The organism is Desulfogranum aggregans (assembly GCF_055398265.1).
This window is the reverse complement of sequence record NZ_AP042447.1, coordinates 3,237,765-3,263,971: the sequence shown is the minus strand read 5'-3', so window position 1 is coordinate 3,263,971 and position 26,207 is coordinate 3,237,765. Positions and strand designations below refer to the sequence as shown.

General features: G+C 54.9%; 21 protein-coding genes. 11 read left to right on the top strand and 10 right to left on the bottom strand.

All coding sequences use genetic code 11. From position 1 onward, the window contains the following. Positions 1–91: 91 nt before the first annotated feature. The 9 genes from ACZ52Z_RS14360 to ACZ52Z_RS14320 all read right to left on the bottom strand — a co-directional run bounded on the left by ACZ52Z_RS14360 (position 92) and on the right by ACZ52Z_RS14320 (position 15,232). Positions 92–2,470: a cytochrome C gene (locus ACZ52Z_RS14360; RefSeq protein ID WP_464267464.1), complete on the bottom strand. Its 2,379-nt coding sequence runs from the start codon at positions 2,468–2,470 to the stop codon at positions 92–94. A gap of 132 nt (positions 2,471–2,602) precedes the next feature. Then, a complete protein-coding gene (locus ACZ52Z_RS14355; protein WP_464267463.1) occupies positions 2,603–3,340 on the bottom strand; it encodes a PilZ domain-containing protein in 738 nt (245 codons plus the stop codon). Between the two features lie 219 nt (positions 3,341–3,559). After that, entirely contained in the window at positions 3,560–5,089 is a 1,530-nt protein-coding gene (locus tag ACZ52Z_RS14350; RefSeq protein ID WP_464267462.1) for a DEAD/DEAH box helicase, read from the bottom strand. A 421-nt stretch (positions 5,090–5,510) separates the two neighbouring features. Beyond that, complete coding sequence (locus ACZ52Z_RS14345) at positions 5,511–7,907, bottom strand: TolC family protein (protein ID WP_464267461.1); 2,397 nt, start codon at positions 7,905–7,907, stop codon at positions 5,511–5,513. A gap of 12 nt (positions 7,908–7,919) precedes the next feature. Further along, complete coding sequence (locus tag ACZ52Z_RS14340) at positions 7,920–11,081, bottom strand: efflux RND transporter permease subunit (protein ID WP_464267460.1); 3,162 nt, start codon at positions 11,079–11,081, stop codon at positions 7,920–7,922. A gap of 3 nt (positions 11,082–11,084) precedes the next feature. Further along, positions 11,085–12,200 carry an efflux RND transporter periplasmic adaptor subunit gene (locus ACZ52Z_RS14335; protein ID WP_464267459.1) on the bottom strand — a complete coding sequence of 372 codons (1,116 nt, stop codon included), beginning with the start codon at positions 12,198–12,200 and terminating at the stop codon, positions 11,085–11,087. A 184-nt stretch (positions 12,201–12,384) separates the two neighbouring features. Then, complete coding sequence (locus ACZ52Z_RS14330; protein WP_464267458.1) at positions 12,385–13,071, bottom strand: LutC/YkgG family protein; 687 nt, start codon at positions 13,069–13,071, stop codon at positions 12,385–12,387. Between the two features lie 2 nt (positions 13,072–13,073). Further along, the gene (locus ACZ52Z_RS14325) at positions 13,074–14,471 is read right to left on the bottom strand and encodes a LutB/LldF family L-lactate oxidation iron-sulfur protein (RefSeq protein WP_464267457.1); all 1,398 of its coding nucleotides are present in this window, start codon (positions 14,469–14,471) and stop codon (positions 13,074–13,076) included. A gap of 38 nt (positions 14,472–14,509) precedes the next feature. Continuing rightward, positions 14,510–15,232, bottom strand: coding sequence for a (Fe-S)-binding protein (locus tag ACZ52Z_RS14320; RefSeq protein WP_464267456.1), 723 nt, complete (start codon positions 15,230–15,232; stop codon positions 14,510–14,512). Between the two features lie 238 nt (positions 15,233–15,470). On the opposite strand from ACZ52Z_RS14320, the gene ACZ52Z_RS14315 reads away from it, so the two are divergent. The 7 genes from ACZ52Z_RS14315 (at position 15,471) to ACZ52Z_RS14285 (ending at position 22,098) form a co-directional block, all read left to right on the top strand. Continuing rightward, on the top strand, positions 15,471–16,184 hold the full coding sequence (locus tag ACZ52Z_RS14315; protein ID WP_464267455.1) for an SDR family oxidoreductase: 714 nt from the start codon (positions 15,471–15,473) through the stop codon (positions 16,182–16,184). A 199-nt stretch (positions 16,185–16,383) separates the two neighbouring features. Next, positions 16,384–17,442, top strand: coding sequence for a BMP family ABC transporter substrate-binding protein (locus ACZ52Z_RS14310; protein WP_464267454.1), 1,059 nt, complete (start codon positions 16,384–16,386; stop codon positions 17,440–17,442). Positions 17,443–17,483: 41 nt separating this feature from the next. Further along, positions 17,484–18,548 (top strand): ABC transporter permease, encoded by a 1,065-nt coding sequence (locus tag ACZ52Z_RS14305; protein ID WP_464267453.1) that lies wholly within the window; start codon positions 17,484–17,486, stop codon positions 18,546–18,548. Further along, on the top strand, positions 18,545–19,465 hold the full coding sequence (locus tag ACZ52Z_RS14300; RefSeq protein ID WP_464267452.1) for an ABC transporter permease: 921 nt from the start codon (positions 18,545–18,547) through the stop codon (positions 19,463–19,465). The genes ACZ52Z_RS14305 and ACZ52Z_RS14300 overlap by 4 nt, the downstream gene beginning before the upstream one ends. Before the next feature lie 49 nt (positions 19,466–19,514). Beyond that, on the top strand, positions 19,515–20,003 hold the full coding sequence (gene gpt / locus ACZ52Z_RS14295) for a xanthine phosphoribosyltransferase (RefSeq protein WP_464267451.1): 489 nt from the start codon (positions 19,515–19,517) through the stop codon (positions 20,001–20,003). Positions 20,004–20,008: 5 nt separating this feature from the next. Then, positions 20,009–21,508: an ABC transporter ATP-binding protein gene (locus tag ACZ52Z_RS14290; protein ID WP_464267450.1), complete on the top strand. Its 1,500-nt coding sequence runs from the start codon at positions 20,009–20,011 to the stop codon at positions 21,506–21,508. A gap of 35 nt (positions 21,509–21,543) precedes the next feature. Beyond that, positions 21,544–22,098 (top strand): gamma carbonic anhydrase family protein, encoded by a 555-nt coding sequence (locus ACZ52Z_RS14285; RefSeq protein ID WP_464267449.1) that lies wholly within the window; start codon positions 21,544–21,546, stop codon positions 22,096–22,098. Positions 22,099–22,221: 123 nt separating this feature from the next. Here ACZ52Z_RS14285 and ACZ52Z_RS14280 read toward each other — a convergent pair whose 3' ends face one another. Continuing rightward, entirely contained in the window at positions 22,222–22,518 is a 297-nt protein-coding gene (locus ACZ52Z_RS14280) for an isoamylase early set domain-containing protein (protein ID WP_464267448.1), read from the bottom strand. Between the two features lie 294 nt (positions 22,519–22,812). Here ACZ52Z_RS14280 and ACZ52Z_RS14275 point away from each other — a divergent pair, with 294 nt between their 5' ends. The 4 genes from ACZ52Z_RS14275 to ACZ52Z_RS14260 all read left to right on the top strand — a co-directional run bounded on the left by ACZ52Z_RS14275 (position 22,813) and on the right by ACZ52Z_RS14260 (position 26,201). Beyond that, positions 22,813–24,078 (top strand): peptidase U32 family protein, encoded by a 1,266-nt coding sequence (locus ACZ52Z_RS14275; RefSeq protein WP_464267447.1) that lies wholly within the window; start codon positions 22,813–22,815, stop codon positions 24,076–24,078. After that, positions 24,075–25,148: a hypothetical protein gene (locus ACZ52Z_RS14270; RefSeq protein WP_464267446.1), complete on the top strand. Its 1,074-nt coding sequence runs from the start codon at positions 24,075–24,077 to the stop codon at positions 25,146–25,148. Before ACZ52Z_RS14275 ends, ACZ52Z_RS14270 begins: the two co-directional genes overlap by 4 nt. Before the next feature lie 89 nt (positions 25,149–25,237). Further along, positions 25,238–25,846, top strand: coding sequence for an FmdE family protein (locus ACZ52Z_RS14265; RefSeq protein WP_464267445.1), 609 nt, complete (start codon positions 25,238–25,240; stop codon positions 25,844–25,846). Then, entirely contained in the window at positions 25,836–26,201 is a 366-nt protein-coding gene (locus ACZ52Z_RS14260) for a cupin domain-containing protein (protein WP_464267444.1), read from the top strand. Before ACZ52Z_RS14265 ends, ACZ52Z_RS14260 begins: the two co-directional genes overlap by 11 nt. Positions 26,202–26,207 lie beyond the last annotated feature (6 nt).

Sequence of the window (26,207 nt, the reverse complement as noted above, 5' to 3'; positions counted from 1 at the left end):
AGAGTCATGCATTGGTCACATAGCATGTGGAGAGCGTGCGCAGTGTGGAGCGTTGACCTGCAGGCGATCAAACCGGGCGGCAGGATGCCTCTTAGTTTTTGATTTCCGCAGGTTTTACGTTTTTCTCTGCCATGAACCGTAGCATCTTGTTCATGGCTTCCAGGTGTTCGTTGACGTCGATGGTGCCGTCGGTGGCTACCCTCCGCCATAGTTCGGTATCGCTCATATTTCGGTGACACCCCATGCAGGTCCCGGCGCGGAGAACAGTATCCAGTTCCTGCCGGTTGAAGGCTCTGGACATGGGCCAGTGGGTACCTACTGTTGCCAGCTGGGTACCGTCCAGCTTAACAATCTGCGACCAGTCAACGTGCAGGCGAGGTATGGCCGGGATCTGGACGCGGTACTGGACAGGAAGTATTGCTCCGGTCGTCGCATCCGCAAGGTCTATCACCATATCTTCACCCTGACGGAGGCCGTAGGTGCCGTTCCCCAGTCCCAAACCGGCAGCCTTTGGGTTGGCATGGCAGGACTCGCAGCTGCGTGCCTTACGCTGGGCGGTATGCGGTTGCACCGGGGCCATATCGATAGCCAGGGGGACATGTCCCTGCCCGAGCTGCTGGGCCTCCGTTGCATTGAAGGCGATTTGATTGTTGAGCAGGGCGGTTCCCTTATCGTTAATGATGGTGTAGGTAACCTGGCAGCCCGGCATGAGCGGCGTTATCCGCCCTTCTCCATTGATTCCCAGTACAGGATCCTCCCAGCGGAGGTAAGAGCTGGTTTCCGAAACTTCGCCCGGTGATTTGATACCGCCTGAGCCGAGAACGGATTCGGCGGTCTGGCCGTTTTGCTTGCGGGCGTTGCCGGATGCGACCCAGTCAATCTCCATGGGAGGCGTGTCTGATTGGGCCTGGTAGTTGACCTGGACGTGGCACCCATAACACTGTGGCGCCCAGCTGGCGTGGCAGGTATAACACTCCATAGCACTCATGTGCTTGGCCACAGCGGACATAGCCACTTCCGCTGAAGGGGCTTTCCAGCCTTTTTGAGTGCCCAGGGTCTTCAGGACCGGTACTTCAAAGTCATTGCCGCTGGCGGAATGCACAATAACCTTGTTGCCCCGGCGCACAACATTGCCAAAGGGGTTTCCGCGAGCTGTCAGGATAAATCCGTCTTCCGGTTTGTAGGGAAAGCCAAATTTTTTTCCTGGCAGCAGTCGCGTCTGGGCTGTCCCGCGTCCCCGCTGCTCCAGCTCCCTTTCGAATTCGTCGCCATACCCCAACGGCAGCTCCCAGGGGTACCGTTCCGGCAGACCGTGGCAGTCGGAGCACTCAATTTCCACGTGGGCCAGGGTGGTAGCGTGAATGTTGCCGTCTCCATGCACATCGATGGAAGTATGACAATCCTGGCACAGCATGCCGCCGCTGGGATTACCTGGGCGACTGGCCTGTTGGTGGTGGAGATCATCGGAGAGAAAGAGGTAACTTTTGGTGTGCAGTTCGGGTTGCCTCCTTCCCTGGGCATCAAACGGTGAACCATAGGGAAATTCCATCAGCCCCTTAAAGGATACACCGATCCGTTTTCCGCGATTGTGGCAGGAACAGCATGCTTCCACCGGTATGCCGCCCGTCTTCCGTGTTGCCACGATCTCATGGGTGAGCAGGTGCCCGGGCTGATCTTTGGGAATGGTGGTATCGTTTCCCTGGTAGAGTCCTTCGTTGCCGAAAAGAATATGACAGGCCGCACAGCCCATTCCCCTGAAGTCACCGCGTTTTTCTCTGCCTCTGACCCCTATATGGCACCGCTGACAGGTATGGCGCTGATAGGTGAGCGCTGCTTTTTTGGGATCGGCATTGATCTCTTCCATGGTCGCATCAGGCATACTGTCCAGCTTCAGCGGGTACTGTTTGGGATAAAGGGCGATCTGTTGGCGCATGTACTCCTTGTATGCCGGTGTGCCTGAGAGTGGTTGCCGGGAATCTATATCCTGTACCGCGTAATTGCCCCAGGGCACGTTCTGCTGCTGTATCTCGGTAAAACCCCAGGTGGCCAGGTTGCCTTGGATTTTGCCGGCTTCCGTATTCATCAGTCCCAACTGAGAGCTATACACATATCCGGGATGACAGGTACCGCAGGTATATTCGGCGATCCAGATGGAGCCGGGAGCCGGGTAGAATTGTTTGGGGCCGGGAGCAACGCGGAGGGTTGGGGGAACGCCACGGTGGGCGTCTTTGCCGGTTGCAGCTTTGGGGTCACCGCCATGACAGATCACGCAACCGTTCGGGTCGCCATGCAGGGAGCTGACGCGGCGGATAGCCTGCATCATTTGATGGTCCGTTGACCTGATGTCGGCGATTCCCTGGTGGCATTGTTGGGTTTTGCACCCTGCACCACTGGTTGGAGATATCGAGCCGACCAGGAGGAGGCCGGGAATGATAATGAGCAATGTGATTCCGAGCCGTTTATTCTGCATGCACCTTCCTCCTCTATCCTTTGCCTTGCTTCACCTGCCTCAACTCACCCGAATTGGTTATAGGTATTGTATCGAGGTTAAGCGGTTTTTTCGATAGTCTTGAAGGAGGCGGGGAAATATGCTTGCAAAGGCTCACCGAGAGTGACCTGCAGCCGGTTGTGGCGAAGGTTCAAGAGGGCGTCCGGATTCATGTACTAGCCGCTCCCAGAGTTCGTCCTCAAAGGGGGAATCCTGGGAGGTGAACTGTACGGAAAATTTATCGTCCTTTACCCATATGACGCGTCCGGCCAGGCGGAAGGTCGTGCGCAGTTGTTCGTGCGGGGGAAAAGTAAAGGTAAGCTCAAGCGTATCATCGATTGCGGGCGGCAGGGTCGAGGAGTGCAGGCAGCACCCGCCCGTGGAGATATCGGAGAGCGTAGCGTGGGCCTCTTGGTTGTTGAAGACGAAATGGACAGGCTGCAGGTGCAGAGTAAAGCGCGGACTCAGACGTTTTTCCGAGGTGTCCAGCCACTTTTCAGCCTCCTGGGTGCTGGTGACATACCGTGCCCTGTACCCCTGCATCGTAGCGGCGACATTAAAGAGCTGTCTGAATACCAGTTTACGGTCATCGATTACTCGAACCACCCTGCCCACCCGGTTGGTAATGAGAAACTGGGTTATTTTTCTGAAGGTGGATACCCCGGTAAGCGAAGCAAGGGTGCAGCCGCTGAGATCAGTGATCACATCAAAGCCCGGCTGCAGGTCTGCCACGCAAAAGCGAATGTCGGTGTAGAGCCGGTCGAGGTTCTTTTTTGACAGCCGACCGGTAATGGTTAGCAGGAGCCTGTTTTTCGCTATATCGGCACTCGCCTTTGAAGCTTTTTGGGTCATCTACCGTTCGTCGGGAGTTCCTGGTGGCAGCTGGGACCGTTTTTTTGACCCGGTGGTGCTTGTGTGCCGGGAAAAAGCCATCCAGGGAAAGATGCGGGTGTAGTCGTTTACGGGCAAAGAAGGTATATGAGCTATTATCGGCGTTTGTTTTTTTGTTTGTCAAGAAAATATCGTCTGGACATAGGGTGAGCTTCAGTCACCCGCTCATGGCAGTAACGTCTACCTGTCCGGTGCAGTGGTTTTTGTCGAAGGAGATTCGCTACGGGAAGGGCGTGGTTTTGACGACCTTCTCCGCCGTCTTTTCTGCGGCCGTTTTTTTTGCGGCGGTACCGGAACCAAGAGTGATTCCTCGGGAACGACGCACTCCAGATTTTCACCTATGAATTCTTCAATTTCCGGCAGGTAAAAAGAGCCTTCCTCGCAGGCAAAGCTGATGGAGGTTCCCAGGGCTCCCGCCCTGCCGGTTCTGCCGATCCGGTGAACATAATTTTCCGGTTCATAGGGGAGGGTGAAGTTGACCACGTGGCTGATCCCATCAATGTGGATGCCTCTGCCAGCTACATCGGTGGCGATCAGGACCTTCACTTTGCCGGCACGAAAGCTTTCCAGCCGCTGGGTCCGTTTTTGCTGGGGAACATCTCCTGTCAGCAGGGTGCAATGAATGCCATCGGCACGCAATTTGTTGCTCAGCGTTTTGGCTTCATGCTTCTGGTTGGTGAAGATCATGATGCGTTGCTGCCGCTGCCGGCGCAGCAGGTTGTAGAGGACGGTATACTTTTCCTCGGTGGTAACAAGATACACTATCTGTTCCACGTCTTTTCCCGAGACCTGTTCCGGTTCGGCATCCACCACTTCCGGTTTACGGCACCACTGATAAGCCAGCCGCTTTACATCTTCGGTGATGGTTGCAGAAAAGAGCATGGTCTGGCGCTTATCTTTTGGCTGGACCATGCCCACTATCCGACGAACATCGGGAATAAACCCCATGTCCAGCATGCGATCCGCCTCATCAATCACCAGCACCGTGCACTGGCTGAGCTTGAGCAGTTTTTTCCCGGCAAAATCGAGTAGCCGGCCGGGAGTGGCGACAATGATGTCGCTTTTGCCCGCACTGACTTCGTTGATCTGCTGCTGATAGTCAACCCCGCCATAGACGGCGGTAATATGCAGCGAAGTGTATTTCGCCAGGTTTTTGCCGTCCTTGGCCAACTGCACAACCAGTTCCCTGGTCGGTGCAATGACCAAAGCCCGCGGGGCAAAGGTTCCGGATGGGGAAAGGGTACGCTCCCCGTTAAGGAGGCGACTCACGATGGTGATCAGGAACACGGCGCTTTTGCCGGTGCCGGTACTCGCCTTGCCCACCAGGTCAGCTCCACTCAGTACTGCCGGTAATGCCTGCTCCTGGACAGGCGTGCAGTACTCGAAGTTCAGGTCGGCGATTGCATGCATGAGTTCCAAGGGGAGGGGAAAATCATGAAACCTGGACTTTTCCGGAAGCGGAACCACCTGAAATTTGTCCAGGGTCCAAGGGGGCGGGTTTTTTCCTTTTTTGGATGGCCTATTGGAAGCTTGAGAAGAAGCGTGCTCCGTACTTTTCTGTGCTCGCTGGCGTGTCATAGGCTGCGGGGCGGAGGATTTGTCGACTTCTTGTGATTTCGGCTGAGGAGGTGCTTTTTTTGTTTTGCCGGTGGTCGATCGTGCCAGTTTTTTCATGCCTTTGTTGGCAAGGGAAAATATTCTTTTTATCATAGTCCGTATGTTTGCTGGTGAAAAATACACCGCGCTGGTGAAAATGTTGCGCAGCGTGCGGAGATAAGCGTCGGAAATTTTGTCCCCTCTCGCTGCAAGGGTGAATGATCCGGCTGGCGTCTTTGCCGAGGGAGAGCAGAAATAACCCTCAGTTGAAGGGGGCGCTTAATCAGCTGCTCCCCTTTTGTTGCCGCTGGAGGTGAATCAGCAGGCAGCGCGTGCAACTCGCTATTACCAGTGGCCAGAGGAAGGATACTCAAGTATCTCCCTTATCATCCAGTTTATTGATTTCGTCCATATGTTTTTGGTCGCAACCGCGAATCGTTTTGAGCGAGGAAGTCAACGAAGCAGTGGAGTCGATCAAAATGCTGTCATAATAGTGCCAGTTTTTGTGGGTGAAAGAAAGACCTTCCGAATTTTCTTATCCATCACTGTTGAGAAAGCCTCTTGCCCGATCCATCCAGGCCTGCTGCTCTGCTTTGGGCTTGAAGATGACAAACTCTCCTATGGAGCGCTGGACACCCATAAGGTCAATCAGGAAATTGTAGACGGCATTGGCGGCGTCAAGATCTGAAATAAGTGCCTGGTTTTGTGCGTCCAACAGATCGATAATGGACTTGATACCCTGAACATACGACTCGGTGACGAGCTGCAGGTTTCGGCGTGCGGCCTCTGCGGCCTCCCTCGACAGGTTGATGGACGGATAGGAGGCCCGGGTGTTATTGGAGGCCGCAAGAATTCGTTGACCGATTCGTTCTGCCGTCGCCATTCGCTCGGTCTTCAGCTGCAGCAGCAGCTCTCTGCTTTTACGGAGGGTAGCTGTTTTTCTGCCCCCTTCAAAAAGCGGCAGACGGGCAAAAACCCCGACAGACCAATCTGTGTCGTCAAGACCGGTAGCATCCTGATTGCGTTGTCCCTCGCCTGAATCAGAGAAGACCTGGTCAACGTTTCCTTCAACCGTAAAGTCGGGGAGCCAATACTCCCGTTTTGCCCGAACGATAATCCGTTCCTGGGCCGCGATTTCCGCATCAAGAAATTTGAGTTCCGGAGCAAGGCGCAACCCTTCCTCAATGGCAAAAGAGTTGAAAGCGCGCAAATATTTCGGGTTGTGCATCAGTTGATAAAAGAGGGCGTCGCCGGCGATCAGCAGGGGGTCACTCAGGTCTGTCTCCTCAGCGATGAACTCTTCCTGCAGGGGACGGTGAAGAATGCGGTTGAGATCCTGCATTGCATCAAAGGAGGCGGATTCCGCACGGAGTACGACCTGGCGATCATTGGCATATTTCGTCTGCCACCGATAGAGTTCATCCGGGCCGGCTACCCCGGTGTCAAGACGAATCTGGGCTCGTTCCAGGTTGGCCTGGGTCAGTTCCATATTTTTCTTCTGCAGCTGTTCTATGGTTTTCTGGCGCAGGACATTGAGGTAGGCATTGGCAGCTGCCAAGGTAATGTCAAGATGGACCGTATCCCGAGTATATTCCCTGCCTGTCTGGCGGTACTTTTCTACCGTATAGGCTGACCATCTTTTTTCCGAGTAGATCTGCTGGGACGCCGTGGCACTACCAATCCACGCCCGCTCCGGAGTCGTTCCTCCAGCTAGGGCTGCGCGGTCGTCGTCTATGACCCTGCCAGATGCCCCGATACCAAGCTGGGGCAACAGCGGGGAGCGCGCTTCATTCACCGCATAGGTTCCTGCAGCGACCTGCCGCTCGGCGACAGCCAGGTCGAGGTTGGCAAGCAGTGCCTCCTGCACCGCTTCCGGTAAGGTAAGGCGGCGCTCAATATCCTGGCGCTGCTCATTGAGCAGCCGAGCCCCGGTCATTTGTGCCAGGCTGGGATAGATATCGATGGCTCGAGCTGTCTCCATGTTAATCGCCAGCTTCTGGGTTTTGGAAAAAACCACCGGCAGGGAGGCGGCATCCTCACCGAGCAGAATTTCCTGAACAGTCACTGCAACCCGGCGAGCCAGTTGCTCATGGAGGTGTTCCGGCATGGTGGTGGCAAATAACCCCTGCTCAACATACGAGTAATCCCATAGGGCAAAACTCGGCAGGCGTCGTTGGATCAGCCCTTGGCTCAACCGTTTTAATTCCGTGGCATCAAGTTGCCATAACGGGCCGACCATCACAGCCTGGGTTTCGTCGGTGAGGGCGGCTAATGCTTCGTCGGCCGATCTCCCGACCGATACCAGATCAATGGCAATGGTATGTTCATTGATCAGTTCACGCACGATGGTATGCAGTCCCGCTATGGACTCCTCATCCCGTTGGTCGACAAGCATGGTCATATGGTTGAAGGGAACAATCTTGCGGAAAGCTGTCAGGAGCTTATTGACCGAAGTACCGATGGTCACATAGGCCAGGTTCCGTATCCCGCTGCCCCGATCATGTTCAGGTGCAGCCTGAACGACCTGGTCCAGCACATAAGGGGCAACGATGGGTTTGACAGGAGCAGTTTGTTTAAGCGCTTCAGTGGAGCCGATGGTTCCCAGGGTGAGGATCAGGCTGGTTTCCGGGTTGTTGAGCAGGCTTTCCAGGGCTCCATTGACGCCTGCAGCGGTGCCGTCCGCCTCAATCAGCATTTGTGCTGGAAAGGAAACCGTAAATTCATTTCCGGCCATCTGCTCTATTTCACGACGATAGGTGGTGACCAGTCCGGGAAAACTGGTGAGGGGTCCATCGGTCACTATACCGATCGTATAATGGGGGAGCTTCCCTGGTTGAGGGGGGAATGGGGGGGCTTCCAGTTCTTCACCGCACAGCGGTGAATGGGGAACAAAGAGTGCTGCCAGACACAGAAGAAAAAGGCGGAGTCGCATTCGTGTATTCCTCTACTCACTTGTGGTTGAAGGAATCCTGAAAAAGGTAGCATACAGGACCGGGACAAAAATCAGGGTCAGCAGCGTGGCAAAACCCAGGCCAAAGACTATGGTCACCGCCATGGCTACGAAAAAAGCGTCCTGAAAAAGGGGAATCATGCCCATCATGGTGGTGAGTGCCGCCATCATTACCGGCTGCATCCTGGAAACGCCCGATTCGATAACCGCTTCCAGCCTGTCCATGCCGGATTGAATATTCAGATCGATCTGGTCAATGAGGACAATGGCATTTTTGATGAGCATACCGGAAAGGCTCATTAAGCCAAGCAGCGCCATAAAACCGAATGGTTGGTTGAAGATCAACAAACCGGCGGTGACCCCAATCAGGGAAAGGGGTACCGTAAGCCAGATAATGAGCGGCTGCCGAAAGGCATTAAAGAGAAAGATAACCGCCAGAATCATCATCCCAAAGTAGAGGGGGATGCTGGCTGCCAGCTGGGTGGTGGCATCGGCTGAATCCTCTGCCTCTCCACCCCAGGCAAGAAAGTAGCCTGGCTTGCCTTTGAGGGGGATGATGTCATCATATTTGACGGGTATGGTTGTTGCCGTTATCTCCGCCCCCTCCATCACTTTTCCCCCGGTGTATTGCTGGAAGTCCACCCCCAGCGCCTGTTCAATTTGCGGCTTGACCCGGGCGAGCAGTTCCGACGGCAGCCCCTGGCGGGGATCGGCGTGTACCTTGATAAAGGGACGGCGATGCCATCTGGAGACCCGTGCGTTCTCCCAGGTGGTGGCAACACCGTTGATCACCTGCAGGATCGGTACGTTTTGCTGTGCCGATGGGCTGTGGATCTGCAGTTCTTCCAGGTCATCTATCCTGCTTCGCTCATTGTATGGTGCCCTGGCAATAATGGGAATAAGGTCAATTCCTTCTCGATAGATACCGGTGGTGGTGCCTGAATAGTTAGACTCGATGGCGGCGGCGATCATAGGACGATCAATGCCCAGCGTTCTGGCTCTGTCCTCGGCGATGATGGGCTGCGGCACTTTGACCTTCTCCCCCCACTCAGTTCTCACAGCTTTGGAGTTGGGGTCCTGCTGGATCACCTCCATGGCAACCCGCGCCAGTCGACGCAGTTCGTCGGGATCTGGACCATTGATGCGCAGCTGTATCTTGCCCCCCTCACCAGGGCCGAGGAGGAATTTTTTAGTATTGATCACCGTATCAGGCAGCATCGCCTCAAAATCATTTTGAATCTGCGGCAGCAGCGGATCGATGATCGTGTGATCTTCCACCGATACCAACAGGCAGGCGTAGTGGGCGGAGGCATCAACCGGAACGCTGTATACCAGGAGGAACCGGGGATGTCCTGCTCCGATGGCCGACGCCACCTGGGTGATGCCTTCCTGATGCAGCAGGTACTCTTCCATCAGGGCAACCCCTTTTTCGGTTTCTCGGATGTGGGTACCCTGACGGAACTGCACCTCGACCATGAACTGGGGGGTGGTTGAGTTGGGAAAAAACTGGTTGCTGAGTAAACCGAATCCGTAAAGAGAGATGGCAAAGAGCCCGCACACGATGAGGATGGTAAGCATGCGCAACCGGATGGCGAGAGAGAGAACACGCCGGTATAGCTGGTAGAATTTTCCGCCATACGGATCTTTCTTGGGGGAATCCGTGGCCTGCTTTGATTTTTTTCCCAGCACAAAGGTTTTGGTGATCAGCGGCGTGGCGGTCACAGCGGTCAGCCAAGACAACATCAGGGAGATGAGAATAACGTAATAAAGGGATCGGCAATATTCACCCGTGGAGTTGTCCATGCCGCCGATGGACGCAAAGGCCAGCACCGCCACGACTGTCGCCCCCAGCAACGGGATGGAATTCTGACCAACCACTTCCTTGGCCGCCTTCATGCCTTCCATGCCCTGTTCCATCCGTACCTTCATGCCGTCAACAACTACAATGGCATTGTCCACGAGCATGCCAAGGGCAATGATAAGTGCTCCCAGGGAGATTCGTTCCAGCGTGATCTGGTAATAGCCCATGACCATGAACGTGGCGGCAATGGTGAGGACCAGGACAAAACCGATAATGAGACCGGACCGAAGGCCCATGAAAATGAGCAGTACCACGATGACAATGGCTACAGCTTCGATCAGGTTGATCACAAAGGAGTTGACCGCCTTGGTCACCGCCTTGGACTGCATGGCGATTTCAATGAGTTCCATGCCCAGGGGGATTTCCCCCTGCAGCTCGTCGATTCGTTTGATCACTCCGTCGCCCATGGTCACAGCGTTACCGCCGCTGATGGTGGAAATAGCGATGCCGATGGCCGGGGCGCTGTTGACCCTGAGGAGGTTTTGCGGGGGATCGACGTAATCACGGACGACTGTTGCGACATCGCGCAGATAGATGAGTTTTCCGCCTTTGGAGGCGATAAAGAGGTCCTCAAAATCCTTTTCCGATTGGAAATCGCCCGTGGGGTTGATGGCCATGTACTCCGGACCGATTTTGACCTTTCCGGCACTGACCGGCAGGTTTTTTGCCTGGAGGGCCTGGAAAATCTCCTGCTTGGTGATCCCCAGGGCGGCCATTTTGTTGCGCGACATCTCCACAAATATCGCTTCAGACTGCTCGCCGAAGAAGGTCACCTTTTTTACATCCTGAACAACCAGCAGTTCTCGTTTGAGCAGCTCGGCCACGTCCTTGAGCTCAGCATAGGTGTAGCCGGGACCGGTGAGAGCAAAGTAGACCCCATACACATCGCCAAAATCATCATTGACAATGGGGGGACCGGAACCGGGGGGCAGTTCAGGCATGACATCCAGCACCTTGCGCCGCATTTCATCCCATACTGCTGGCAGGGCATCCTTATCGAACTGATCTTTGATTTTTACTTTCACCACCGACATGCCGCGGGAGGAGTAGGATTCTACCCGTTTCAGCTGGCCCAGCTCCTGCACGGCCTTTTCAATTTTTTCGGTAACCTCCTGCTCCACTTCTTCCGGAGAAGCGCCAGGGTAGGGGGTGGCGATGACGGCATCTTTGATGGCAAACTCAGGGTCCTCCAGGCGGGGAAGGTCCATGTAGGCAAGGTAACCCAGTGCCAGCAGGACCACGGTCATGGTCCAGGTAATGACCGATTTTTTTATGGAGAATTCCGCGATGTTCATAGGTTATTTCCCTTCCCGCTGTCCTTCCCAGGGCCTGACCTTTAGCCCTTCACGGAGCTGGGTCACCCCGGCGATAATCAGCTGCTCCCCCCCTTGCAGACCATCAGTAACCATGATTTTGTTTGAGCCTTCCAGGCGACTGACAGCGACCTCGGTTTTTTTCGGAGTCATGGTGTCCTGGTCAAGAAGCCACACGTAATTTTTTCCTTCGGCATCGTTGAGCACGGCGATGGCTGGGATGAGAATGGATGCACCATTGTCGGCCTGATCGGTCACAGTGGCAGAGGCGGTTACTTTTGCCGTCATTCCCGGGAGGATGTTGGCCTCCCCTGGCTGCCGCATAACCAGCACCACCTGGTAGGTCTGCGTTGCCGGGTCTGCTTCGGTGGAGTATTCCTTGACGGCAAGAGGGAAGTCTTTCCCGGGAATCGACTCAAACGTGACGCTCACATCAACGCTCTCACTGCTCCGCAAACGGGCCATCATCAGCTCGGGAACATCAATGAGAATTTCCAGCTGCTCGATGAGGTGGAGAAAGGCGATGGGTTCCTTGGCCTGTACCTTTTCAAAATTTTCCACGTACCGTTTGGCAATCACGCCGTCAAAGGGAGCTACCAGGGTGGTGTCGTTTAAGGCATTCTGCGCGTCCTCGAGTCTTGCCCGGGCAACATCTCGAGCAGCCCGGTACCGATCAAAATCGGCTTTGGAAACCTGCTTTTTGGCATAGAGTTCTTTGTATCGACGATACTGTTGTTCGGCTTCCAGCTCCCGGGCCCTGGCTTCATCGACCGCCGTCTGAAAGTCCCGCGGTAAAATCTGGGCAACGAGGTCGCCTTGCTTCACCACCTGTCCCTCATCAATGGGCAGCTTGCTCAAAGGACCGGAGACCTTGAACGAGAGTTCGGATCGGCGTGCCGCACGAACGCGCCCGGGAAGAGACATGCTGAGCTGGTCGCGGCTTTGCTCAACGGTGAGCACTTTGACGGGTTTTTCCACTCCTACGACAGCTTTTTCCTTTTTTTCACGACACCCGGCAGTAAAGAGGAGCAGGGTCATCAAGAGGCAGGAAAAAAGGAGGGTGGTGCAACGGGAACTGCTCGTCGGGCATTGGATGGTCATGGTGCCGGGGCCTCCAGAAGTAAGATATCTGCTACGGTAAGCTGCGAATACAGCAAAATGTCGGTGATGTTGGATGGTTATACTGTTTTGTGCAGAAGGTCAAGCAATGCCTGAAGCTTCGCCAGGTGCGGGAACAGGTGTTTTTCTCCCCCTGGTACTGGCATATGGAAAATGGAGCTGGCGTTTACTCTACAACAATGTAGGCTATTTTTACCGGCCCATGCACCCCTTGAACCCGTACAAGTTCAATGTCAGCGGTTGAGCTGGCGCCGGAGATATAGTTGACCGATGAAGGCAGCTGCCCCGGCTCTAATGTGTTGAGGACCTCCAGGCTCTGGGTAAGCCGCGGGATTATTCGGCTGCGCTCAACGATGATGATGGTGGTGGTTGGCAGCAGGGTCACTGCCCGGCCACACTCCTGGTGACTGTACACCATAACGGTTCCGGTTTCCGCCAGCGCATGCTGGGCCACTGCGATACCGATACCAGCCGATTCCGCATTACTCAGGTTTTCCTGCCGGCCTGTTGCACCACTCCACCGGTGTACCTGAGCATACACCCGCTCCAGTGCGGCAACCGTTCGCTGCTGCTGGAGCAGGGGGGCTTCGGCAACCAGGATTGGCCCCTCTCCCAGCTCGGAGGCGGCAGTGAGGATGGTATCGTTGAGGGTGGGCATGGTACACCCGTGCACGATGGTTCCAGCGGCCTTGCTCTGGGCGAGGAACAGAGCATGCAGTTGCTCTTCAGTTGAGTTCTGATAGTAACTCTTTTGAATCGTATTGGGCAGCTTCAGGGGAGTAGGCTGTTCAGGGACCCTTTCCCGTCCCAGGGCCATGGATATAGTGTGGAGGAAAGTCGCTCTGGAATTCATGTTCACGCTCCCTTTCTGTGTTGGCGAAACCAGTCGCGAAACCGCTGTTTGGCCACCTGCGGTCGTTCCCGATTGGTGCACCATTTTTTCAGGGGACCGATTTTCGGCAGGTGGTTGACAACCGGGGCACAGCGGGTGGCGAGACTATAGAGAGACGCACTGCCGATGATGCTGCCATACAGTTCCATGGCAAGGTTTTCCAGCTGGCCCTCGAGCTGCTTTTCCTCGGCTATGATCCGGCGATGCGCATAAATATATTCATACAGGGGGATTTTTACCGGGCAAACATCATTACAGGCGCCGCAGAGGGAGCAGATTTTCGTCAGGTCCTTGAAGCGCTCGTAACCGGCGAGCACAGGAACAAGCGCTGCGCCAAGGGGGCCGGGATACAGGGCACCATACCCATGACCGCAGACATGTCGATAGGCCGGACATTCAAGCATGCAGGTGCCGCAGCGGATACATTTGAGCACGCCTTTAAACGGTGAGCCGAGCACTTTGGAGCGCCCATTATCCACCAGGATGATATGCAGCTCTTCAGGACCGTCACGATCCTCTTTGCCGCCTGGGCCGGTGAAGAGGGTCATGTAGGAGGTCAGCTTGGCCCCCACCGCGCTGCGTGCCAGCAGGCTGAGCATGATATCCAGTTCCCTGAATGAGGGAACCAGTCGTTCCATGCCCATGACCACAATCTGGGTCGGAGGGACGGTGGTTACAAAACGTCCGTTGCCTTCGTTGGTTACCAGGGTGCAGGTGCCGGTTCGGGCAACCCCGAAGTTGCAGCCGGTGACCGCGACCTCGGCTTCGAGAAAATCCTTGCGAATCAGGTGGCGGACAAACCTGGTCATGGTGGACGGCTGATTGTCTCCGTCATACCCCTGCTTCTCTTTGAGGACCTGCTGAATACGGTTGCGGTCCTTATGCAGAGCCGGGACAACAATATGCGACGGCTTGTCGTGGTTGTCGATCTGGAGCAGGTACTCTCCCAGGTCGGTTTCAACCACCTCCATGCCGTGTTCTTCGAGGAGCTGGTTGAGTCCTATTTCCTCGGTGACCATGGATTTGGATTTGACCACCTTGTTCGCCCCTTTGGTGCGACAGATAGCAAGTGCCTGCTCTGTGGCTTCCTCGGCGGTGGAAGCCCAGTAGACATTTGCCCCCGCTTGTTCTGCGTTGCGGGTAAATTGGTCAAGGTAGTAATCCAGGTTGTCGAGTACGTGATCCCGAATAGCGGAGGCCTGGGCTTTCCACTGATCGTAGTTGCCCAACTCCCTGAACACTTCTTCCCGTTTGTTGTTCAACAGGTCTTGGGCATTGGCAATAGCCCGGCGCATGAACTGTTTATCGAGCTCAGCCCGGATTCGTTCCTGGAGTTCCAGGTTGCTTGTCTGAATACTCATAGCGGCCTCACAACGTTGGGGTGGTCAATGGTGCCTCTTTATCCATAGGCCAATACATTAGCGATGTGCAGCACCTCCATTGGGTGGCCGATATGCTCCAGCCTGGTCCTGATATTCATGAGGCATCCGGCATCAGCGCCGATCACACAATCAGCACCGGAGGCAATCAGATTGTCCACCTTTTCGGCCACCATAGCTCCGCTGAGATCGGCCATTTTTACGGAGAACGTGCCGCCGAAGCCGCAGCATTTATCCTGGCCGGCACAGGATAGCAGTTCCAGCCCGGGGATAGCGGAGAGGAGGCGCAGCGGTGGTTCTTTGACCCCGAGCAAACGGGACATGTGACAGGAAGGGTGGTAGACTGCTTTGGCAGTAAAACTTGATTCCACCTGGTGCACGTTCAGCACGTTGACAATGAAATCGGTTAATTCCCAGGTTTTCTCGGCCAAGGTGCGAGCCCTGTCTGCCGTCTGCTGGTCGTCCGCCAGCAGGGTGGGATATTCGCGAACCTGAAGCACACAGGAACCGCTGGGGGCGACCACATACTCGGTCTCATCCCGGAGCAGGGCGTCAACCAGCAATCGCATACTTTTTCGGGCTTTCTGCTGATATCCGCTGTTGGCCAAAGGTTGACCGCAGCAGGTCTGTTGAGGATTGTAAACAATAGAGCAACCGAGTTTTTCCAGCAGCTTGACCGCGTCAATGCCGATATCTGGAAAAAGGTTGTCAACAAGACAGGTCGAGAAGAACGATACACGCATGTTCGGATCTCCCAGTAACCAGAGTGAATTGTAGTGCGCAGCCTACCATGAATACGGGGATTTCTAAAGATCGGAAACCATTTTTTTTCCTCGCCCGCTGATCCAGGCGCAGAGAGTTGCGCCGCAAGTGGTGATGATTATCGTAGACCATCAGGTACCAAGAGCAATATATACGCAGGGATGAGGCAGGGATGCTTCATCGGATTGTACTGAAAACCGCTTACCAGTGAGGTAGCCAATGGAACTCAAGGACAAAGTGATGCTCATTACCGGGGCGAGCAGCGGCATTGGTGCTGCAACCGCACAACTGTTTGATAAGCAAGGGGTCAGGTTGATATTGACCGGTCGCAACAAGGAAAAACTTGATGCCCTGGCTGCCCAGCTGCAGGATGCCGTGGTCGTCGTCGGCGACATCTGCGACCCGGAAGTCCCGGAGCAATTACTGCGCACCGCGCTGACCGTCTTCAACCGGCTGGATATAGTCTTCAACAATGCCGGAGTAATGCATATCGGCAATGTAGACGATGCCGATGTGGAGGCGCTCTGCACCATGGTGCGGGTCAATTTCGAGGCACTGGTACGAGTGAGCTACACAGTGCTGCCCCATATGAAGGCACAGGGAAGCGGTTTCCTGATCAATACCTCCAGCCTGGCCGGACTCAAGACGTTTGCAGGGATTGGGGCCTATAACGGGACCAAGTTTGCTGTGGAGGCATTGACCGATGCGCTGCGCATGGAGCTTGCCGGCACCGGGGTGAGAGTAGGGGCTATCGAGCCGGGAAGAACCGCCACAGGACTGTTTGACCATTGGCCGGAAGATCGGAAATTTGACCCGGCCGAAGGGATGCTTGATCCCGAGGATATTGCCCGGTGTGTTCTCTTCATGGTCCAGCAGCCGGAGGAAGTGCTGGTTCCTCGCCTGCTGGTCGTCCCTTCCCGCCAGCCGCGGTAGGTGGCATGGAGGTGGCGGAGAAGCTACGGCTTTGCTGCGGCACATTGCTCAACCGAGCGTTGGCGGAGCTGGCCATGGCTGAGCTTTTCGTTTGACACCATATTCCGTATTACGTATAAGAAGCCAGTGGAAATGACTTTTGTCTCAGAAAGGGAACTCTTCGGCGTGAAAAGGCGTCCATACATCCAGGAGGATTACCATGCGAGTTGTCAAAATATTGTCTGCCATGCTCTGTTGCGTGGGACTGTCGCTGCCTGCAGCGGCAAAAGAGATGCAGGTGGGATTTGTTTACGTTTCGCCTATTGGTGATGCCGGCTACTCCTTTGCCCATGATCGTGGTCGACTGGCAGTTGAGGAGATGGAGGGCGTAAAAACTTCCTATGTGGAATCCGTCAAGGAAGGGCCTGATTCGGAAAGGGTCATTCTGAATATGGCCCGTAAAGGTTATGACGTCATTTTTGCCACCAGTTTCGGTTACATGGACCCCATGCTCAAGGTTGCCAAACAGTTTCCCGATACGGTGTTCATGCACTGCTCCGGGTTTAAAAAGGCGGAAAACATGAGCAACTATTTCGGCCGGATGTACCAGGCACGATATCTGAGCGGCATGGTGGCAGGCGCAATGTCCAAAAGCAAGATACTTGGCTATGTGGCGGCGTTCCCCATTCCCGAGGTCATCCGTGGCATCAATGCTTTTACCTTGGGTGCCCAGGCGGTGAATCCCGATGTCTCGGTGCGGGTGGTGTGGACCAAGACCTGGTATGACCCGGCAACGGAAAAAGAGGCGGCCAAGTCCCTGCTTGATGCTGGAGCCGATGTGATAGCCCAGCACCAGGATTCCCCCGGTCCGCAGGAGGCAGCTCAGGAAAAAGGCGTCTATTCCATCGGCTACAACTCCGACATGAGTGGTTTTGCTCCCAAGGCACACCTTACAGCGCCTGTGTGGAATTGGGGTCCCTACTACACCCAGGTGGTTCAGCAAGTCATGGACGGAACCTGGAAATCAGAGGCCGCCTGGCCTGGAATGGATGCAGGCATAGTGGACCTGGCACCCTTTGGACCGATGGTCCCTGAAGAGGTGCAGCAGCAGGTGAACGCCAAAAAGGCCGAGATTGCCGGCGGCACGTTCAAGGTATTTTCCGGCCCGATCAAGGACCAGCAGGGAGCGGTAAAAGTGGCAGCAGGCAATGCTGCCAGCGACGAAGAAATGCTCGGCATGACCTGGTTTGTTGAAGGGGTTGTCGGTACCACCGAATAAATTGTCCTGTTGAGCACTTCAGCTTAACCGTACCATCGTTCATGCAGCGATTCAGGATAACCAAAAGACAGGAACGCCTTGGCTGGCGTTCCTGTCTTATTTTTTTTACCGCCATCTGCCTGTCGCTGCTCCTCAGCGCCCTGATGCTGGCTATGCGCGGAACCCCGCCGCTTGAGGGAATCGTGACGCTGTTTAAAGGGGCCTTTGGCTCGCAGTGGGCGCTTGAAGACAGCCTGATCAAGGCCATCCCCATCTTTCTCTGTTCTCTCGGGGTGGCCATAGCCTTTCGTCTGCAGATCTGGAACATCGGTGCTGAGGGACAGTTCGCTCTGGGTGCAATCGGTGCTACCTGGGCAGCTTTGACCTTTCCCGAGTTGCCCAAACCGTTTCTCCTGCCCCTGATGATCGCCATGTCCTGCGCAGCGGGAGGCGCATGGGCAATGATTCCAGCCCTGCTACGTCAGCGGCTGGGAACCAATGAGATCATCGTCACCCTGATGATGAACTATATCGCCATTCTTCTGCTCGAGTACCTGGTCTATGGAACCTGGAAGGATCCGACCAGCTTTGGTTTTCCCATGACCCCTGTTTTTTCCGAACAGGCCATTGTCGGCAAGCTGGGAAGCAGCGGGGTGAATGGCGGTATCTTTCATTGCCTCATACTGGGCGTGCTCTTCTGGGTGTTTTTTTCCTTTACCCGTATTGGATTTGAATTAAAAGCCAGCGGAGACAGCGTTCGCGCTGCACGCTATGCGGGTATACCATACGATGCATTGGTAGTGCTGGTTATGGTGCTCAGTGGCGCACTTGCCGGTTGGGCAGGTTTTCTGGAAGCCTCTGCCACTATTAACCGTCTTCAGCCTTCGATAATGGTCGGCTACGGATACACCGCCATTGTCGTCGCCTGGCTCGCCCGCCTCAACCCCCTGAATATCGCCATTACCTCATTTTTACTTGCCGGTTTGCGGGTCGGGGTTGAAAGCCTGCAGCTCGACCTGCAGGTACCTGCCGCGTTCGGCGGCATGATTGAGGGGTTGATCCTGATGACGGTGCTGGCCAGCGGTTTTTTTATCCATTACCAGATGGTACCGGTGAGAAAGCAATGACCCTGGAGATGATGATTCCCATGCTGGCCGCCACCATTGTCGCCGGCACCCCTATTCTGTATGCCACTCTGGGGGAAATGATTACCGAAAAGTCGGGTGTGCTTAACCTTGGGGTTGAAGGCATCATGATCGTCGGTAGCCTTACAGGGTTTCTGGTTGCTCATTTCACCGGCAGCCCGTGGCTGGCCTTTATCGCGGCCGGTTTTGCAGGGAGTTTCACCTCTTCGCTCCATGGCGTTGTCTGCCTGCTGTTCCAGGGCAACCAGGTGGTTTCCGGCCTGGCGTTGACTATTCTCGGCACTGGTTTTGCCAACTATTTCGGCACCTCCTTTGTCGGCCTTTCCGCACCGGGGTTCGGGCAGGTTCCTCTCCCTTTCCTCGCTGAACTGCCGGTTATCGGCCCAATTCTCTTCCGGCACGATCCGTTGGTATATATATCCTACGCCATTCCCGTCGTGCTCTGGGTGCTGTTTAACAACACCCGCTACGGGCTCGGCTTGCGGGCAGTCGGGGAGTTTCCTGCGGCAGCGGCAGCGGCGGGGCTCAATGTGGTCGGTTATCGGTGGCTGGGCATCCTTGGCGGCGGCTTTTTTATGGGGCTCGGCGGTGCCTATCTGTCGCTTGCCTACACCCACCTCTGGACCAATAACCTGACTGCCGGTCGCGGCTGGATAGCGGTGGCTCTGGTCATCTTTGCCTTTTGGCGTCCGGGGAGGGCCGTGTTTGGCGCCTACCTCTTTGGGGGGATCATGGCGCTGCAGCTGCGTATGCAGGCGACCGGCACCCAGCTGCCATCGTCGTTGCTGCTGATGCTTCCCTATGGGCTGACCGTCCTGGTGCTGGTCCTGTCGTCATGGCGTCAGGGGAAAAACCACCAGCCGGCGGCGCTGGGGATTAATGTTGAACCAAGTGATTGAACGGTCGTGAACAACTCTTTGATGCACGCGTTGTCTGAGGAAGATGAACATGGAACAGAATACTCCGTATAAAAAAACCTATCCCATTTCCTGGGAGCAACTCCACCGCGATTCCAAGGCGCTAGCCTGGCGTCTGTTGAGTGATGATTTTTTTAAAGGCATCATCGCCATCACCCGCGGTGGTTTAGTCCCGGCAGCTATTATTGCCCGGGAGCTGGATATTCACCTGGTCGATACCATCTGTATTTCCAGCTATGACTGGAAAGACAAGAAAGGGGAAGCCGAAGTGCTCAAGAATTTTGCCGGTAGCGACGATGGGGCGGGCTGGCTGCTGGTAGACGATTTGGTGGACACCGGGAGGACAGCCCAGTTGGTGAAAAAAATGGTACCCAAGGCGCACTTTGCAACCGTCTATGCCAAGCCGGCCGGTCGACCACTGGTGGACACCTTCATCACGGAGGTCAGCCAGGATACGTGGATTCTCTTTCCCTGGGACTCCGAGTCGCAATTTGTCCAACCACTCGCCTCCGGTAGGTAAGGATAGTGGGAGCAGCACCAGAGGTGCCGGTCATTCGGCTAGAAGGAATAAGCAAGTCCTTTGGGATCGTACAGGCCAATCAGGACATCACCCTTGATATTCATTCCGGACGGATTCTTGCGCTGTTAGGAGAAAACGGGGCCGGGAAATCGACCCTGATGTCCATTCTTGCCGGTCAATTGCAGCCGGATAGCGGTACGATTCAGCACAACGGTGACCCGGTGGCCTTCACCACCACCGAAAAAGCCATCCAGAGTGGTATCGGCATGGTGTATCAGCATTTTAAGCTGGTGGAAGCCATGACCGTTGCCGAAAATGTATTTCTCGGGGTGACGGATGGAACCTGGCTACGCCACCGGAATATGAATGCCGAGGTGCGGCAGTTGGCGACGACTTATGGCATGGCGGTCGAGCCGGAGGCATTGATCGCCGATCTGTCCATGGGTGAAAAACAGCAGGTAGAAATCCTCAAGCTCTTGCACCGCAAAAGTTCCATTCTTATCTTTGATGAACCGACCGCTGTATTGACTCCCAAGGAATCCGAAGCTCTGTTTGCCACCATGCGTCAGATGGTGGAAATGGGCAAAGCGATTGTCTTTATCAGTCACAAACTGGAAGAGGTCCTTTCCCTTGCGGATGATATTGCCATTCTTAAACGCGGCAGGGTGATTGATCAGCTTCCCTCAAGTGCCGTGCATTCCACGGCAGAGCTGGCCAGACGAATGGTTGGCCGCGCGGTGCTGCTTGATGTGGATAAAGAGCCGATGGAGCCACGCCAGATCGTGCTCAAGGTCACCGACCTCCAGGGGAAGGGCTTGCAACATGCGAACTTTGCGGTCCGGCAGGGTGAGGTCCTTGGTATTGTCGGGGTTGCCGGCAATGGGCAAAAAGCCCTGGTGGAGACCATTTGTGGACTGACACGGCCCAAACGTGGGAGTGTGCGTCTTCTTGGTCTGGAATGGAAGAAATTTTTTTCCCGGCAAAACTGGGAGCAGACCCTCAGCTATATCCCTGAAGATCGGCAGGGGCTGGCCACCTGTCCGGGACTGAACTTGCTGGAAAACTTCCTGTTGACCACCAGGGGTGGGTTCGTCAGAGGGCCGTGGCTGATGAAGCAGCAGGCCGCAGCCAGTGTTGAACGTCTGATTGCAGATTTTGACATTCGTCCGCCGGATATGCAGGCGCTGGCATGGCAGCTTTCCGGCGGAAACCTGCAGAAAATGGTACTTGCCAGGGAATTTTATCGCCGTCCAAAGTTAATCGTTGCCGAGCAGCCGACGCAGGGGCTGGATATTGCAGCGGCCGAAGATGTCTGGAACCTGCTGATGAAGGCCAGGGAGCAGGCAGGGATCCTGTTGATTACCGGAGATCTTTCCGAGGCCCTGACCTTGTCGGATCGAATCGGCGTCATGTATGGCGGTACACTCGTCGATACCTTTGGCGCGGACGATCAAGACAAAATAGAACAGATTCCCCAGATGATGGCAGGTCTGTCCGCAGGCTGACCTGCACATGCCCACCTTTGTACAGGAGGAAAACAATGATTTTACCCTATAAGGAATTTGAGCCCAAGACCGGCAAGGGGGCCTGGGTGGCACCCAATGCCACCTTTATCGGCGATGTTGAGTTGGGCGAGGATGCCTCCCTGTGGTTCAATACCATTGCCCGCGGGGATGTGCACAGCATCAAGATCGGCGCGAGGACCAATATTCAGGATAACTGCATGATCCACACCACCGGCGCAGAAAGCGGGGAGCATGCATTGGCTGAGGGACATCCGGCTATCATCGGCAGCGAGGTCACGGTCGGGCATCATGTGATTCTTCATGGCTGTACGGTGGAGGATCTCTGTCTGATCGGGATGGGAGCCATTCTCCTTGATGGCGCGGTGATCGGCCGCGAATCCATCGTTGGGGCCGGGGCTGTTGTTACTGGCGGCAAGGTGTTTCCGCCACGCTCTCTCATCCTGGGATCACCAGCAAAGGCGGTGCGGGAAATAACCGATGCCCAGGTGCAGGAGTTCCACGCCTCATGGAAACGGTATGTGGATCTGAAAAACGATTATATCGCCGCAGGAGTAGGCCACTGGTTCTAGAAAGAAAACGGCCGGCAGCACCCTGATAACCTACAGCGCCAACAACGTACAGCAAGGGTGTGGTAGCTCGGGCTGCCGAAACCGTTTGTTACAATGCGGGACTGGGAGGAAAACAACGATTGTCTATACCCGGACGATGCTGTTTTCCTCTCCATATTCATTGGGAGCGTAACCGTCTGCCTGATGGTCATTGACCCATACATTACCATCAAGAACATAACGAAACAGATAGGTCTCCCCAGCAGCGAGAGAAAGGGTAACCGAAAAGCTGCCGTTCTTGAGTTTTTTCATCGGGGTCGCGTCCGATGACCAATCGTTGAATTCCCCTGCAACGACCGCACTCTCCGCTTTTTCCTCGTTTTCATATTTAAAGGTAACCCGGCAAACCTTACCGGTTTTTGAGTAGCTTTTTTTTAACATAACACCCTCCTGATAAACGGGTATACACCATTGCTGTCATCAGCCTGGGAGCGGAGCTGCCCCTCAGCGGCAGGACGGAGTCGTCAATATGAGCGGATTCTCAATATCGATACATCGTGAGCAATGAGGGGATGCAGCACCACCTTCTCTTTGATCTTTAAACTGTAGAGTAAGTTGCGATTCAGGTCAATTTGATAATGGCAGGAGTTCGTTTTTCTTCCACTATTTCCGCCTGTTGGTTTTTTCCTGACACAAGGAACGGCAGTCGGAAAGCTTAATCATCATGAGCCGGAAATGAGCATGCGAAGCAAGAAGCAACAGATAATACCGGAATTGCTGGCCCCTGCAGGCAGTTTTGAAAAGTTGGTCACAGCTGTCCATTACGGGGCGGATGCGGTATACCTCGGTGGTCAACAGTTCAGTCTGCGGGCCCGTGCCGCTAACTTTGACATGGATACCCTTGCCCAGGGGATAGAATATGCCCACCGGCATGGGGTCAAAGTCTATGTTACTGTCAATATCTTTGCCCACAACAAGGATTTTTCCGATCTACCCACCTACCTGCATAATCTGGAGCATCTTGGAGCAGACGGCCTTATTGTGGCCGATCCCGGGGTGTTGGACCTCGCACTACAGCTGACGCCCACCCTCCCCGTGCACCTTTCCACCCAGGCCAACGTCACCAACGGCAGAAGCGCCGCATTCTGGAGCAGACAAGGGGTGAAGCGTATAAATCTCGCCAGGGAGTTGGGGTACAGGGAAATCAGGGCGATACGTCAGGAAACGACAGCGGAAATCGAACTCTTTGTCCACGGTGCGGTTTGCATATCCTATTCCGGCCGCTGCATGCTGAGCAGTTATCTGACCGGCAGGGATGCCAACCAGGGAGACTGTGCCCATCCGTGTCGCTACAGTTACCGCTTAGTCGAGGAAAAGCGCCCGGGAGAGTATTATCCGGTTGAAGAGGATCATCGCGGTACCTACATTTTTAATGCCCGGGACCTCTGCCTGCTGCAGCGACTGCCGCAACTCTTGGCAACCGGTGCCGACTCGCTCAAAATTGAAGGGCGCATGAAATCCATGGGCTATGTGGGCAGCGTTGTCCGGCTTTATCGGACGGCCCTTGACTGGATCGAGGAACAACTTTTTTTGGGCGCAGAGCTGGAAGAACTTCGGTTGCCTGCTGTATTTGCTAAGGAAATGAAGAAGATAGGCACGAGAGGGCATTCGGAAAACTTTTTTGACGGTCACCCTTCATCTGCAGATATGCTTTATGATACAATGCGTGTAGCGCAGGGATATGCCCCGGTGGGCATTGTACGCTCGACTCATCCCCTGTGCATTGAAACCAGGAATGTACTCCAGCGCGATGACTGGGTGGAATACCTCCAACCGGGCACTATTGCCCCGGTTGAAGTGCAGGTGCGGAAAATGATCGATCGAAACGGAGAGGAGATTGATCGGGCCAATCCGGGCAACCGTATTCAACTGCACACAGAACCTGCACTCAATGATTCGCAAATCAACAGTATTTTCAGAAAATATATATCGCCGCAATGAACCCGCTATTTGATGTTCCTTTTCTTCCGGACGCAGACTATGTCGATCTGCTGGCAACCCATGTGGACGACCTTGACTGTGTCCACTTCACCCTTCTGCCGGAAATGCATCTGGACAGCCGTATACTCCTCAATGGGCAGCGAGGCAGTGAGGCGGCCGTCACACAGCTTGAAAGGCTGCCAGGGGTGAGAAAGTATGCTCTGATGAACAGTCGCTTCTATTCCCCTGCGCTGCTGGCAGGCAACAACACTCTCCGCACTATAGTCGAGGCCCTGGAAGAACTCCTGGAACGTGATCTGCTGGATGGAGTCATTTATTGCGACCACTACCTGCTCGAAGCCCTCGCCCGATACGCCCCTGATATTGCCGCCTCCCTGGAGGCTGTACCCGGTGTTAATTTCATGCTGGATGATTTCGCCAAGATCGATGCCCAGCTTGCCTATATCGATTTGACCGGTTTTCAGCAGCCGAAGAAGATCGTTCTGGATCGGTGTTTGAACAGAGACCTTGATCGCCTGGCCGATGTCGCCCTGAAAACCCATACCCATTTTCCACAGCTGCGTATAGCGGTCCTTGCCAATGAGGGGTGTCTTCCCCACTGTCCCTACAAGCTGGCGCACGATTCGTACATAGCACTGGCCAATATCCATGGTCGTCAATGCAATTTCGGGTTTCAGGAGAAGGGCGGCTGTATGGATATCTTTGACCGGGAACCGCATCGTATCCTGCTCTCTCCGTTTATCCGTCCTGAGGATGCTGACCTCTATTTCTTCCATATCGACACAATCAAATTGTGTGGCCGTACCCTGGGGCCGGTCTTTCTCAAGCGTGCAGTCAACGCATACCTGCAACGACGGTATGACGGTAATCTGCTCGACCTGCTTGATACGACCAATTGGCTGGCCGATCGGCTCCATATAGATAACAGTGCACTTTCCTTTGATTTTGCCAATATGCTCTCCCTGTGCGACGGGCGGTGCGAGCACTGCGGATTCTGTAAGGACCTGTTCAGCATGGTGGCAAAATGGCAGCCGCTTTCCATTCCCGATCATCGAGCAGCCTTGAATTGACAGCATGCCGCTGCAGGAGTACAATCCCATCCATTGTTGCAGCGCACAGAAAATATTGCAGGGCACCTGTTTGCGGGTGAAGGGTTGGTATGATGGAATCTTTTGAAGAGCTGCTGGAGGTCTCGACCAGGGTGCATGGCCACATCTGCGCCGGTCAGGTGATCGGGGTACGCATGGCCGTTGCCGGACTCGAGCGGATCGGAATCGATGATCCCAAAGGAAAAGATCGAAAAAAGACCTATGTGTTGGTGGAAATAGACCGTTGCGCAACCGATGCCATTCAGTCGGTCACCGGCTGCAGCCTGGGAAAACGATCCATGCGTTGGATTGACCATGGCGTGATGGCCGCAACCTTTGTCAATCTCGAGACCGGTCAGGCCGTGCGGGTTACTGCCCGTGAGGAGTCCCGGGAACTTTCGAAGAAGTATGTTGCCCACCTTACCGATAAATACCAGCGACAGCTTGAGGCCTATAGGATCATGCCGCTGCATGAACTGTTCACCTTTCAGGATGTGGAGGTTGTGCTGGATGAGTGCGACCTCCCAGGAAGACCGATACGCCGGGTGCAGTGCGACGCTTGCGGCGACTGGGTTCAGGATTGCCGGGAGGTGGTACGAGAAGAAAAAACACTGTGTCGAGGCTGTGCCGGTGATCGCTATTACAAGGTAGTACAGGGAGACCAGGAAAATGTTTGTTAAGAAGCTGCGCGATATTGCTGTTGAGCCCGTGGCAGTAGGCCGGGGCGTATCCCGGCAGATGCTGATCAGCCCTGCAGAAGGACCTCATTTTGCCATGCGGATATTCAGTATAGAGCCCGGTGGATTCATGCCGTTGCACACCAATTCGGTGGAGCATGAGCAGTACGTTTTACAGGGGTGTGCGGAAGTGAGCCTCGGTGGTGAGTTGTTTGAAGTGGAAAAAGATGATGTGGTGCTGATACCCAGCGGGGTTCCTCACTATTACAGAAACAAGGGGACAGAGCCCTTTACCTTCCTCTGTCTGATTCCCAATCAGGAGGATATCATCGATATTCTCGAACAGGAGAAGGACTGATTCGCC